Annotated in this window: 12 protein-coding genes and 1 tRNA gene; 3 read left to right on the top strand and 10 right to left on the bottom strand. The window is 71.2% G+C overall.

Going from position 1 to position 12444, the window contains the following annotated elements:
* Nucleotides 1-93 precede the first annotated feature (93 nt).
* Nucleotides 94-1386 (top strand): DNA double-strand break repair nuclease NurA, encoded by a 1293-nt coding sequence (locus Q0116_RS13660; RefSeq protein ID WP_297889484.1) that lies wholly within the window; start codon nucleotides 94-96, stop codon nucleotides 1384-1386.
* 18 nt (nucleotides 1387-1404) lie between these two features.
* Here the strand turns inward: Q0116_RS13660 and Q0116_RS13655 are convergent, their stop codons facing one another.
* The 8 genes from Q0116_RS13655 to Q0116_RS13620 form a co-directional block, all read right to left on the bottom strand.
* A complete protein-coding gene (locus tag Q0116_RS13655; protein WP_297889480.1) occupies nucleotides 1405-2139 on the bottom strand; it encodes a CPBP family intramembrane glutamic endopeptidase in 735 nt (244 codons plus the stop codon).
* A gap of 81 nt (nucleotides 2140-2220) precedes the next feature.
* Nucleotides 2221-3507 carry a glucose-6-phosphate isomerase gene (locus tag Q0116_RS13650; RefSeq protein ID WP_297889477.1) on the bottom strand — a complete coding sequence of 429 codons (1287 nt, stop codon included), beginning with the start codon at nucleotides 3505-3507 and terminating at the stop codon, nucleotides 2221-2223.
* Between the two features lie 75 nt (nucleotides 3508-3582).
* Nucleotides 3583-4683 carry a DoxX family protein gene (locus tag Q0116_RS13645; protein ID WP_297889474.1) on the bottom strand — a complete coding sequence of 367 codons (1101 nt, stop codon included), beginning with the start codon at nucleotides 4681-4683 and terminating at the stop codon, nucleotides 3583-3585.
* 96 nt (nucleotides 4684-4779) lie between these two features.
* Complete coding sequence (locus Q0116_RS13640) at nucleotides 4780-5337, bottom strand: class I SAM-dependent methyltransferase (protein ID WP_297889471.1); 558 nt, start codon at nucleotides 5335-5337, stop codon at nucleotides 4780-4782.
* A gap of 87 nt (nucleotides 5338-5424) precedes the next feature.
* Nucleotides 5425-6567 (bottom strand): aminotransferase class V-fold PLP-dependent enzyme, encoded by a 1143-nt coding sequence (locus tag Q0116_RS13635; protein WP_297889469.1) that lies wholly within the window; start codon nucleotides 6565-6567, stop codon nucleotides 5425-5427.
* Between the two features lie 40 nt (nucleotides 6568-6607).
* Nucleotides 6608-6949 carry a thioredoxin gene (gene trxA / locus Q0116_RS13630; RefSeq protein ID WP_297889467.1) on the bottom strand — a complete coding sequence of 114 codons (342 nt, stop codon included), beginning with the start codon at nucleotides 6947-6949 and terminating at the stop codon, nucleotides 6608-6610.
* Between the two features lie 233 nt (nucleotides 6950-7182).
* A complete protein-coding gene (locus Q0116_RS13625) occupies nucleotides 7183-7467 on the bottom strand; it encodes a translation initiation factor eIF-1A (protein WP_004595341.1) in 285 nt (94 codons plus the stop codon).
* Nucleotides 7468-7567: 100 nt separating this feature from the next.
* Nucleotides 7568-8257 (bottom strand): AAA family ATPase, encoded by a 690-nt coding sequence (locus Q0116_RS13620; RefSeq protein WP_297889465.1) that lies wholly within the window; start codon nucleotides 8255-8257, stop codon nucleotides 7568-7570.
* A gap of 274 nt (nucleotides 8258-8531) precedes the next feature.
* Here Q0116_RS13620 and Q0116_RS13615 point away from each other — a divergent pair, with 274 nt between their 5' ends.
* Nucleotides 8532-9233, top strand: a complete 702-nt coding sequence (locus Q0116_RS13615; RefSeq protein WP_297889463.1) for a hypothetical protein — start codon at nucleotides 8532-8534, stop codon at nucleotides 9231-9233.
* A gap of 262 nt (nucleotides 9234-9495) precedes the next feature.
* Here the strand turns inward: Q0116_RS13615 and Q0116_RS13610 are convergent.
* A tRNA-Val gene (locus Q0116_RS13610) sits at nucleotides 9496-9570 on the bottom strand.
* 236 nt (nucleotides 9571-9806) lie between these two features.
* On the opposite strand from Q0116_RS13610, the gene Q0116_RS13605 reads away from it, so the two are divergent.
* Nucleotides 9807-10934 carry a Xaa-Pro peptidase family protein gene (locus tag Q0116_RS13605; protein ID WP_297889461.1) on the top strand — a complete coding sequence of 376 codons (1128 nt, stop codon included), beginning with the start codon at nucleotides 9807-9809 and terminating at the stop codon, nucleotides 10932-10934.
* A 73-nt stretch (nucleotides 10935-11007) separates the two neighbouring features.
* Here the strand turns inward: Q0116_RS13605 and Q0116_RS13600 are convergent, their stop codons facing one another.
* Nucleotides 11008-12396 (bottom strand): NAD(P)/FAD-dependent oxidoreductase, encoded by a 1389-nt coding sequence (locus tag Q0116_RS13600; RefSeq protein WP_297889458.1) that lies wholly within the window; start codon nucleotides 12394-12396, stop codon nucleotides 11008-11010.
* Between the last annotated feature and the right edge of the window lie 48 nt (nucleotides 12397-12444).

The raw sequence follows: 12444 nt of genomic DNA, 5'->3' as shown, positions 1-12444 counted from the left end.
GAGTGAACCCCCACCGAGCGAACCCCAACCGAGCGCCCGGGTCGTCGACCGCGCGGCGACGGCTTTTATATCGGTCCGGCCCGCCGTACGGTCGTGACGCTCGATCCGATCCACGTCGAGAACATCGCCCAGCTCGCGTACGGCATCGGCGGCGACGTGGACGCGACGGACCACGACGACCTCGCCGAGCGCGTCTGGCGGGAGTGGCTCCCCGAACTGCGCCGCGACGGCCGGGTCGTCCTCGCGGCGCTCGGCGACCACGAGCGCCGCCGGGCCGCCATCGACGACGTGGCGCTCGCTGCGCGCCCGTTCGAGACGGTCCACGGCCTCGACTCGGGGACGATCAACCCGACGACGTTCAAGAACGGCCTCGTCGTCGACGTCGCGCACGCGGCGATGGCGAGCTCGCCGACGGACCTCGACCTCCACCGCGACCGGACCATCGTCGCCACGGTCCACGCGGGCGACTCGACCGCGGGCTTCGACAGCGAGTGGACCCGCCGCGACGAGGGCCACACCAAACAGCGCGTGCTCCACGTCCCGCGGGTGAACCGCTACGCGGAGCGGGTCGTCCACGCGCTCGCCCTGTACCTCGCCGAGGGGACCCACGCGCTCGACCACGCCGACCGCGTCGACGACCTCCTCGTCCTCGACGGGCCCGTCTACCCGAAGGAGCTGTTCACGTGGGCCGACCGCGACCCCGAGCTCGGCGCGCTCGCCCGCGAGGCGAAGCCCCGCGCGGTCGTCGAGCAGTACGTCCGGCTCGTCGAGCGGTTCGTCGAGCGCGACGTGCCGCTGGCCGGGTTCGTCAAGAACCCCGCGAGCGCGACCGCGACCCGCGCGCTCTCGCGCGCCGGCGTCGAGTCGCCGTGGCCCGACGACACCGCGCTGTTCACCCGCCTGTTGGAGCGGCGCGAACCGGACGACGACCCGGGGATCGGCGGCGACGACGGGAGAACCGGCGAGGACCGCGGCGCGCGCCTCGACGACGACCTCACCTTCACGACGTGGTTCCGGAGCCGCGGCGGCGCGGACGCGCCGATGGCGGCCGACGGCGACGCGCTCGGCGTCGACCGCGAACTCGACCCGGCGCTGTACGAGCCCACGTTCATGGTCGTCTACGACCCGCGGACCGACGTGACGTACAAGCTGGAGGCGCCGTACGCCTTCACCCGCGACGCGGCGACCCGCGAGCGGCTCACACGGCAGGTGGTCGCGGAGGTGGCGGCGACCCGCGGGCCGCCGGAGCCGGTCTCGAAGGCGGACGCGCTGGCGCGCATCTCCGCCAGCGAGAAGGCGGCGCTCCGCCGGAAGTTCGAGGAGCGGCTCGGCAGCGACCAGCAGGCGACATACGACGACCTCCGGTGGGGGAAGGCCGACTTCTGAACGGTCCGCGCCGGCGAGCTACACCGCCTGCGCGAGCAGCACCGCGTAGGTGACCGCGTTGTAGATGCCGTGGACCAGCCCCGGCACCACCACGTTGTCCGTCCACTCGTAGAGCGCGCCGAGGACCGACCCCAACACGATCACGACGCCGACGTACGCCCACTGCTCGACCGTCGTCCCGGAGACCGAGGGGAGGTGGATCAGGCCGAACGCGAGGCTCGCGATGAGCACCGCGGGGACGGCGTCGAACGCGCGCCGGACGCCGCCCTGGACGACGCCGCGGAACAGCAGCTCCTCGACCGGGCCGACCACCGCGAGCGACACGGCGATCATCGCGAGGTAGTAGACCACCGGGTCGCCGGTGGGGACGACCGCCTGGTTCTGCCCGGTGGAGAGCCCGACCTGATCGAGCAGCAGGAGGGCCCCGTACTGGAACGCGAACAGGAGGAGGCCGCCGCCGACGATGATCGCCGCCTCGCGGGCGTCGGGCCGGGAGACGCGGGCGATCTCCCACTCGCCGGTGATCGCGAGGTAGCCGACGGCGGCGACCGCGAACCCGGCGAACTGGAGCAGCGTCCGGAGCAGTCGGTAGCCGGTCGTGCCCTCCGACACCAGGCCGAGGCTGGCGGCGAGGTCCGCGCCCGGGGCGGTGATCGCGCTGGCGACGAGCAGCGCGAACACGATCGCGAACAGCGCGCTCGCGACGCGGAATACCCGCTCGCCGACGTCGTTCCCGAGGGGGTCGTCGCTCATTGCCGGAGCCACGGCTCGCGGGGGTTTAGACGCACCGGAAGGCGACCGCGTCGCCGGTCTCTCGCCCGGCGGTCGCCTGCCTCAGTCGATCCGGAGCTCGCGCTTCTCCGCGACCGCGTCGGCCTCGTCGAAGTCGCCGCCGCCGAGCAGCCCCCGGGCCGCCTTCTTCCCCCACTCGACGGCGGGCTGCGTGAACGTCGAGACGCTCGCGAGCTCGCCGTACAGCACGCAGGCCGCCTCCATCTCGAACAGCAGCCGCCCCAGCGACCGCTCGTCGACGCGGTCGATCTCGACGCGCACGTTGGGGACGCCGGCCGCCGCGAGGCTCGCCTCCGTCGCCTCGAACTCGGCGTCGAGTAGCCCGCCGAGCGACGAGCCCCCGAGGTACGCGAGCCCGTCGAGGTCGGTCTCGGGGATCGGCGCGTCGGCGCGCTCGGTCGGGCGCACGAGCGTCACCAGCTTGTCCGGCGGCCCGGCGCGGTACAGCTGGAGCTGGGAGTGCTGGTCGGTCGCGCCGAGCGCGCGCGCCGGGGTCTGTCCGAGGCCGTCCTTCCCGAGGCTCTCGGCCCACAGCTGGGCGAACCACTCCGCGAACGTCTCCAGCGACTCGGCGTACGGCATCACGGCGTTGGTGAGCGCGCCGCGCTCCGCGAGCGCGTACGTCGCCGCGCCGTAGGCGTACGCGGGCGAGTCGTACAGCGACCCGGCGAGCGCGTCCATCCCGTCGCGGCCGCCCGCGAGGACGGCCTCGACGTCGTGGCCCTGGAGCGCCGCGACCGCGAGCCCCACCGTCGACAGCGCCGAGAAGCGCCCGGGGACGCCGTCGGGGACCGGGAGCGACGGGAGGTCGTGGCGGTCGGACAGCTCGCGGAGGTTCCCCGACTCGCCCGTGGTGACGAGGGTGCGCTCGGTCCAGTCGACGCCCGCGTCGACCATCGCCTCGCGGACGACGAGGAAGTTCGCGAGCGTCTCCGCGGTCGTTCCGGACTTCGAGACCACGTTGACGACCGTGTCGCCGAGCGGAAGGTCGGCGAGCAGGCGCCGCGTCTCGTCGGGGTCGACGTTGTCGAGGACGTACGCGTCCACGTCGCTCTCTAAGGCGTTCGACAGCGTCGCCGCGCCGAGCGCGCTGCCGCCGATGCCGACGGTCAACACCGCTTCGGGGCTGTCGAACCCGTCGACTGCGGCGCGGATCGCGTCCGGGTCCGCGGTCTCGGGCAGGGTGAGGGCGGCGTACCCGAACTCGTCGTCGGCCATCCCGGCCGCGATCCGCTCGTGCGCGGCCGCGACGCGGTCGTCGAGCCGGTCCAGCGTCTCCGTCGTGAGCCCCGGAGTCGTCTCCAGGGCGTTGCCGAGGTCCACTCGCATACCTCCCTCACCGCGCGAGAGTCACTTAAAAACCGCCGGCGGGGCGCGGTCGGCGGTCCCCGACCGCCGTCGCGGTCAGTCGGCGGCGACCGCCGACTCGTCGCCGTCGAGCGCGGGCCGACCGAACCAGTAGTCGAACGAGAGCGGCCCGGACCCGAGCGTGAACACCGCCGACGCCATGCCGAACAGCGCCACGTGCGCGAGGACCGGGTCGTCCGGGAGCCCGAACAGCGTCGTCGTGAACAGCACGAACGAGAGCGCGGCCGCGCCGCGGGTGAAGAAGCCGGCGATCAGCGCGATCCCCACGGCGATCTCGGTCACGCCCGCGCCGACGACCCACAGCCCCGGGTCGACCGGGACGACCGCCGTGAGGTCGTACTTCTCGACGACTTGGAGCGCGCTGCCGGGGTCGGCCAGCTTCTGGATGAGCCCGAGGTAGACGAACGAGACGCCCATCCCGACCCGGAGCACCGTCGGGACGTAGCGCCGCATCGGGGCGGTCGTCCGGTCGAGGAACGACTTCAGGTACTGGACGGGGTCGACCCGACCGTAGTACGAGCCAGGCGTGCTCGCGACCGCCAGCAGCATGTCGTCGGCGCTCGGCCGGCCGCCGCCGAGGATCAGCAGCGCGAGGAACACCGGGACGTATTCCACGGCGAGGAAGACGAGGGAGTCGACCGCGAGGAACACCCACGCGTACGTCAGCAGGCCGACCGTCGCGGTGATCCGCGTCGCCAGCCCGAAGAGGGTGAAGAAGCCGAGCCCGATGAACAGCACTCGGAGGAGCGGGCTCGCCCCGGTATCGAACGCGAGCGTCGGCGCGAAGAGGTACCCCTGGAAACCGGCCCCGACGAGCGGGAGCCCGACGGCGAGCCGCAGCATCCACGGGACGAGGTCGCCGTAGCCGGCGAGCTTCTCGCGGAGGACGACGATGTCGACGATGGTGGGCCGCACCCAGAGGTACGCCGCCAGCCCGGCGAGCGCGAGGATCCCGGACCCCGCGAACAGCGCCGCGTTGAACGGGTCGGACAGGACCTCCGCGGTGAACGCCACCGCGTCGAGCGGGTCGCCCGACCCCTCGGTGACGTAATCGACGTGGGCCGCGGCCGGTCGCGCGGCGAGCGTCCCGAGCAGGGCGAGCGCGGCGACGACGGTCGGTCGGACACGGACGGACATACACCGGCTACGAGCCGGACGCACCTAACGGTATTTCTTCACGAACGTTCGACTCCGACTCTGAGGAAGTCGTTTAGCGGATTCGACCCGGGCCGACTACGGCGCTCGCGCGACGACGCCGAACGTCTCGGTGCGGCCCGCGGTCGAGACGACCTCGAAGCCCGCCGCCTCGAACGCCGCGGTCGCCTCCGCGGGCGAGAACCGCTCGTCGACCGGCGGTCCGTGATCGCCCGAGCCGTCGCCGCTCCAGTCGAACGTGACGACGACGCCGCCCGACCGCACGACGCGGGCGAGCTCCGCCAGCGCCGCGTCGCTCGCGAACTCGTGGTACGTCATCGTGGAGACGGCTCCGTCGAGTTCGCCGTCGTCGAACGGGAGGTCCGAGACGTCGCTCGCGACCAGTTCGACGTTCTCCGGGACGCCCTTCTCGCGGTAGTACTCGTGCATCTCGGACTGGACGTCGACGCCGTAGACGGTCTCGACGTGCGGCGCCACGTCGTCGGTGTAGAACCCGGTGCCGCTGCCGAGGTCGGCGACGACCGCGGCGTCGGCCTCGACCAGCGGCCCGATCAGCTCTTCGGCGGACACCCAGCGGTAGCGCCCTGGTCGCTCCAGCCCCTCGGCCTGGTCGGCGTCGAACGTGTGGAATCCCATGCGCGGTCTTGCCCGTCGAGCACTAAAACGCGTCCGGTCGAGCGGCGGCCGCCGCCGACCCGGGCCGCGGAGACCGCGCGCCGCGGCTCACCACTCCGGCTCCAACGCGTCGAGGAGCCGGTCGATCTCCGCCTCCGTCGAGACCGCGTGGACCGACACCCGGACTCCGTCCGGGTGCGGCAGCGACCGGACGACGATGTCGTCGGCCGCGAGCCGCTCGACGGTCGCCTCGGGGTCGTCGACGTCGACCGTGACGAGCCCCGACTCGTGCTCTCGCGGGCTGAGGAGTCGCTCCTCGGGGACGCCCGCCTTCAGCCGGTCGGTGAGCGACGCGATCCGGGACTCGATCGCGTCGACGCCGACGGCCTCGATCGCGTCGAGCGCCTCGACGAGGCCGACGTGCGCCGCGGCCGTCGTCGTCCCGATCTCGAACCGCCCCGCGGCGGGCTTGAACTCGATCTCGTCGCCGGTCGGGTCCGCGACGCTCCGGTAGCCGACCACGCGCGGCTCGAGGCCCGCGGCGACGTCGCGGTCGACGTAGAGGAAGCCGGCCCCCCACGGGCCGAGCGTCCACTTGTGGCCGGCCGCCGCGACCGCGTCGGCCCCCCACTCGTTCACGTCCATCGGCATCTGTCCGGGCGACTGGACCGCGTCGACGAGGGTGAACGCGCCGGCGTCGTTCGCGACCTCGACGAGGTCGGCGACGGGGAGGCGCGTGCCGTGCGTCCAGGTGATCGCGCTGAAGCAGACGAGGCGGGCGTCCGCCACCGCCTCGGCGTACTCGTCGCGGTCGAGGCGGCCGTCCTCCGTCTCGAGGACGCGGACCTCGACGCCCTCGCGTTCGAGGCGCTTCCACGGGAGGACGCCGGCCGGGTGTTCGAGGTCGGTCCGGACGACCACGTCGCCCGGCTCCCAGTCGATCGCGCCGGCGACGCGGTTGATCCCGTCGGTCGTGCTCTCGGTCAGCGCGATCTCTTCGGGCTCGGCGCCGACGAACGCCGCGATCCGCTCGCGAACCCGGTCGTACGTCCCGAAGGCGTGTTCGTACGGGTCGGTCGTCGCCGAGCCGAACTCGTGGTCCTCGATGAACGAGGCGGCCGCCTCGACGACGTACTCGGGGCTCGGCCCGTGCGCGCCGTAGTTGAAGTACGCCGCGTCGCTGAGGGCGGGGACGTCCGCGCGGAGCTCTCTCGGGGTCATACCGTCGGCGTCGAGTTGGATCGTTCTCATGATGTCGGTTTCCGCGGGGGCCGCGGGTGGGCCTCCCGGTTCAGGCGTCGGCGTCGGCGACCGCGTCGGTCAGCGCCTGCTCCGTCTGTGCGCCGACCAACCGCTCGACCGGTTCGCCGTCGGCGAACACGAGCAGCGTCGGGATCCCCTGGACGCCGAACTTGCCGGCGAGCCCCTGGTGGACGTCGACGTCGACCTTCAGCACCGCCGCGTCGGTGTCGTTCGCGACCGCCTCCACGGCCGGTTCCATCATCTGACACGGGCCGCACCAGTCGGCGTAGAAGTCGACGAGGACCACGTCGTGGTCCGCGACGTGCGCGTCGAACGCGTCGGTGTCGGCCAGCTGAATCGGCTCCGCCGGGGCGGCTTCTGTCGAACTCATACAACCGGGTACGCGCCTCGCCGTAATAACGGTTTTGGATAGAAGCCACAATACTATGCGGAACCGTGGCGCGCCGTTCGGGCGATCGCGCGGGAATGCGAACCGGTGCGGCCGCGCTCGGCGCCCGTGCTCCGCGGCGATCGACTGAGCGATCGCTCGTCGGGTTCGCGTCGGAAAGAGAGAGAAGAGAGGGTTCGCAGGCGGCCGACGGCGAGGTCGGCCGGCGCGGCCGATTACTGGATGTGGCCTTCGCGGCGGAGCTGGTCGGCGTCCTCGTCCTCGTACCGCCACTCGACGTTCGCCTTCTCGTCCTGCCAGTCCCACGGTTCCGCGAGGACCACGTCGCCCTCGCTGATCCACGTGCGGTACTTCATGCGGCCGGGGATCCGGCCGAGCCGCTCCTCCCCGTCGGCGCAGCGCAGCTGAACGTGGTTGCCGCCGAGGTGTTCCGTCACCACGGCGAACACTTCGTCGTCGTTGGGCATGCGGAGGTTCTTCCGCCCGGATTCTTCGCTCATACCACCAGTAGTGCGTTCGCCCGTATAAGTGATTGGAGACGCGTGTGTACCCCCGTCATGCGATCTGCTCGCACGACAGCCGAGCCGTGGACGCCGCCGCCTACTCCGCGTCGGTGACCGGGGCCGAGCGGTCGCCGTGACCGCTCGGCTGGTCTTCGCCGGTCCCGTTCTCCCCGAACGCGGCGTCGACCTGCGCGAACGTCTCCGCCTCCGTGCCGGAGTTGTCGACGACGACGTGGTCGGTCGCCACCTCGTCGAACAGCTCCTTGAAGTGGAGGTGGATATCGAAGTCGGCGTCGCTGATCCCGTCGCGGCGCTCGATCCGGCGCTCGACGACGGCCTCGTCGCAGGCGACCTCGACGAGGTCGAACTGGGCGGCGGCCGCGGCGGCCGTCTCGCGGGCGTCCGCCCGGAACCGCGCGTCCGCGAACGTCGCGTCGAGGACGACGGCGTCGCCGGCGTCGACGTCGTCGCGGGCGCGCGCGAGGAGTTCGGCGTAGACGGCCTCGGTCTCCGCGTCGGTGTACTCGGGGTCGTCGAACAGCTCCTTGCGAATCACGTCGGTCCGACGGATCCGCCCGTCGACGTGGGCCGCGACCCGCTCGGCGACGGTCGTCTTCCCGACGCCGGGCAGGCCGCAGACGACGACCAGCCGTCCGGTTGAGGGGCCGTCGTCGTCGGCGATCGTGGCGGAGGCGGTCGACGCGTCCGGAGCGAGAGAGTCGGCCGCGTCACGCTTCGAAGTCGTCGATTCGGTCCGGTCCGGTGTTCGGCCGCCTCCGTCGCTCATCTACGCGTATCCTCCGGGGTGAAGTAAAAGAAACTTCGCATCACGCTGCGGCGCCGTTCAAGCGGTTCGACGGGAGTCTCCTCCCCGTACGAGAGGCCGTCTGTGTCCCCCGCATCCGTGGTAGCGTGTAACCACCCGCGGAGGCTCAACCAACCCGTTACCCGACCGTGTGGGGTGTACTGGTTCCACGGTCGAACGGTCGGAGTGGCTAACCCGGCAATAATAACAAATTTTAAATATTATTAATCAATCATTAGGTATGGTGTAACACACCATGGCCAACCCCCAACACACCGTCGTATTGGAGGGATTAGAACCGGACGGACGATCCGATTACACTATCGACGCGACCGGACAGATCGACATGGTTGACGGGATGTTGGACGGCGTGAACGTCAGTCGGGACAGTGACGCGCCGGTGACAGGTAGCACCACCGAAGGGACCGTCTGGGCCGGTGCCGACGGCTACCGAGTCCACGGGGCGATCAAGTCCATCGACATCGAGAACCCGAGCCACGTCCAACTTCGCGTGAACAAAATGTCGGCGCCCGTACCCCCCGTTGGTGAGGAGTGCCAGGTGACGATCCGCATGGAGAGCGTTGACTTCATCAGCGGCCAGGGGGCGGGCGAGGGAGCACTCGAATTAACCATCGAAAGCGATGTACACGGAGAGCAGTCGGCCACCGAGTCGGTTCGGCTTCCCACGGGCAGCTCACAGAACATCGCGCAGTCGATCGAGTCGTTCCAGGTTCCCGTGGGCCGCTCGCTCACGAAGCAGCTCACGACGAAAGTGACCGAGCGTGAAGTCCCGTCGGACTGGTTTACCGGAAACGACGACTACGGCGAGTCGACGACGGATATCGTCCTCCAGTGTGGCGAGCCCAAGACCGTCAGCCAAGAGGTGACGATCAGCTCGGATCAGGGCAATCCCGGAAAAGTGCGGGTCAACTACACGATCGGTGACCTCTCGCGGTAACGATCGCCCGGGTCCGCTCAGACGCATGCGCCGGATGAACGCCCCATCCGGTCCCCGGGGAACTTCTTTCGATCGAGCGTCCGAGCCACGCGAGTGACTTCGCGGCGGTGATCGGCGATCGGCCGTCGATCGAGGACGACCGCCGTCCCGACCGCTGGGGCCGATTCGGACTGCGGTCGCCTCGCTCGCTCCGTTCCCCGCTTCGAGTCCGTGGCACCGCGCTGTCGAAAGAAACCGGGCGCGACTGCGGTGTCGAGAAAAGTGGGTTGGGGCAGATTTGAACTGCCGGCCTCCTCCATGTCAAGGAGGTGTCATAACCGGACTAGACTACCAACCCGCAGGGGCTTACTGACGCATCTCGTCGTTTCCGTGGGACGTAATTGAACCTTTCGTTTCGCGCCGCCCCGCCGGGCCCGTCGGCCGCGGTGGATCGGGAGACGGCGGAGCGACGCTCGCGGAGCCGACGGCCGTCGAGCGGTCGATTCGCTCCGGCTCCCGACCGATCCGCACCGGTCGAGGTGCGCGCCGGCCGGGTTCCGACCGGTTTTACTGACTCGCTGAGAGTCGGGTCGTATGGTCGACCTCGCTGCCCGAACGGACAGGCTCGACGCGTACCTCGACGAGCGCGGGCTCGAAGCGGTCTGGTTCGCGCGCCCGAACGGGTTCGCGTGGCTCACCGGCGGCGACAACGTCGTCGACGCCGACGCGACGACCGGCGTCGCGGCCGCCGGCTACGACGGCGGACTCCGCGTGATCACCGACGAGATCGAGGCGGACCGGCTCGCCGACGAGGAGCTCCCGGACGCGTTCGCGGTCGAGTCGTTCCCGTGGTACGCGGACTCGCTCGCGGACGCGGTCGCCGAGCGCTCGCCCGCGCCGGCGGCCGCCGACTTCGACGTGCCCGGCTTCGAGAGCGTCGACGGGAGCCGCCTCCGGCAGCCGCTCACCGACGACGACGTCGAGCGGTACCGCGAACTGGGCCGCGAAGTCGCCATCGCGGTCGAGACCGTCTGCCGAAATCTCGAACCCGAGGACCCGGAGTACGAGGTCGCGGCCGGCATCGACATCTCGCTCGCCTCCCGCGACGTGGACACGCCGGTCTTGCTCGTCGGCGGCGCGGAGCGGGCGCAGGCGTACCGCCACTACACGCCGACCGACGCCGCGCTCGGCGACTACGCGCTCGTGTCGGTCACCGGCGAGCGCGCGGGGCTCTACGCCTCGATGACGCGCACGGTCGCCTTCGACGCCCCGGACTGGTTCGAGGAGCGCCACCGCGCCGCCGCGCGTATCGAGGCGACCGCGATCCGAGCCACCGAGGCCGCCGCGGCCGGGACGCTCTCGGACGACGGCGACGACGCGCCGGACACCGCCGGCGACGTCTTCGAAGTCATCCAAGCGGCGTACGACGCCGTCGGCTTCGCCGACGAGTGGGAGAACCACCACCAGGGCGGCGCCGCCGGGTTCGCGAGCCGGGAGTGGTTCGCCGCGCCCGACGGCGACGAGCCGGTCCGCCGGCCGATGGGCTACGCGTGGAATCCGACCGTTCGCGGAACCAAGAGCGAGGACACGCACCTCGTCGCGCCGGACCTGACCGAACGGCTCACGAAGACCGGCCGGTGGCCGACCCACGAGGCCGAGCCGGTCGACGTGGCGGGGATCGACGACGAGCCGGTCGAGCTGTCGGCCCCCGTCATCCGGTAGCCGTCGGTTCCGGCGTTCCCGCGACTGCTCAGTCAGTCACGCGCGACCGCGCGGCGCCGGTGTGGGCGACGCGTCAGTAGACGTACTCGCTCTCGTCGATGCCGACGTACCCCTTCTTCACCCGTCGCTTGTTCCACTTGTACCCGACCAGCAGCTTCAGCGACTCCCACCCGGAGCGGTACGGCTGCGAGAGCAGGTCGTCGCCGGTCTCGGCGGCGAGCATCGCGTCGGCCGCGCCGATGACGCGGTTCCAGTCGGCCGGCCCGTAGTCGGCGACCATGTCCGCCATCGTCACGTTGCGGACGACCTCGTCGCCGATCGCCTCCTTCCAGCGGCGGTTGTACGCGGCCATGTCGCCCTCGGCGGCGAGCTCGCCCGCGATGGCACCGGTCCGCACCGCCACGTGGTCGCCGCCCTCGTGGAACGCCGAGGTGGTCCCCATCGCGCCGCCCGCGACCGCGATCCCGGCCTCGACGGGCGAGTCGATCGGGCGGGTCGACGAGATCGGATACGTCTCCGTCCCGTCCCGCTTGCCGGCCTCCTCGACGAGCGGGAAGTCTTCCTCGATGTCGTACTCGTCGCCGTACTGCCACTCCAGCAGCCGTCGGACGTACTCGCCGCCCTGCGGGATCGACTCGTCGTCCTCGCGGAGGAGAGCGTACTCCGAGGCGTCTACCGCGTCGATCTCGAGGCCGATCGGCATCGTCAGCCCGACCCGGCAGACGCGGTCCGCGTTGGGGAATACCCACGGGTACGCGGTCTCGCCCGGCATCACGCCCCACCAGAAGACGAGCGCGTCCTCGACCTCCTCGAACACCGCCTCCGGGACGCGCCGGTACTCCTGGTACGCGATGTGGTTCGCGGTCCGGGAGGCCAGCCGCTCGGAGGCCTGCGCGTCCGCGGGCAGGTATTCGTCGAGGACGCGGTTCGTCACCGTCCGCTGCGGCCCGTCCGCGAGGACGACGAAGTCAGCGCCGACGGTGCCGCCGTCCGCGAGCTCGATCGCGTGACGGGGGTCGTCGTCGCCGGGCGCCACCGAGAGGTCCGTGTCGACGCCGCGGACGGAGGTCCCGACGCGGTACTCGGCTCCCGCCTCCTCGGCCCGGTCGCGGAGCCAGTCGTCGAACCGCGCGCGCTGGAAGGTGTACCCGAACTTGTCGTACGAGGAGTCGATGCCGGTCGAGGTCAGCGTCGCCGACTCGTCGGGCCCGCGGAACTCGGCGCGGGTCAGCTCGCGCTGGACGACCCCGTCGTCGAACTCGTCGGGGTGGATCCCCATGATGTCCACCCAGTAATCCAAGATGCCGGCCGCGTCGGTCGAGTCGGGACCGAGGCCGTCGCGGTCGGCCCGGGGGACCCCCTTCTCGACGACCAGGGCGTCCGCCCCGCCGGTCGCGGCCGCGTGCGCCGCGGACGACCCGGCCGGCCCGCCGCCCACGATCGCGACGTCTACGCGTTCCATACCTCGTGAGGTCCCTGTCCGGCTATTAAATTCACGGTCCCCGACGCG

This window comes from uncultured Halorubrum sp. (assembly GCF_937146585.1).
GTDB classification, from domain to species: domain Archaea; phylum Halobacteriota; class Halobacteria; order Halobacteriales; family Haloferacaceae; genus Halorubrum; species Halorubrum miltondacostae.
This window is presented reverse-complemented; position numbering and strand designations above follow the sequence as displayed.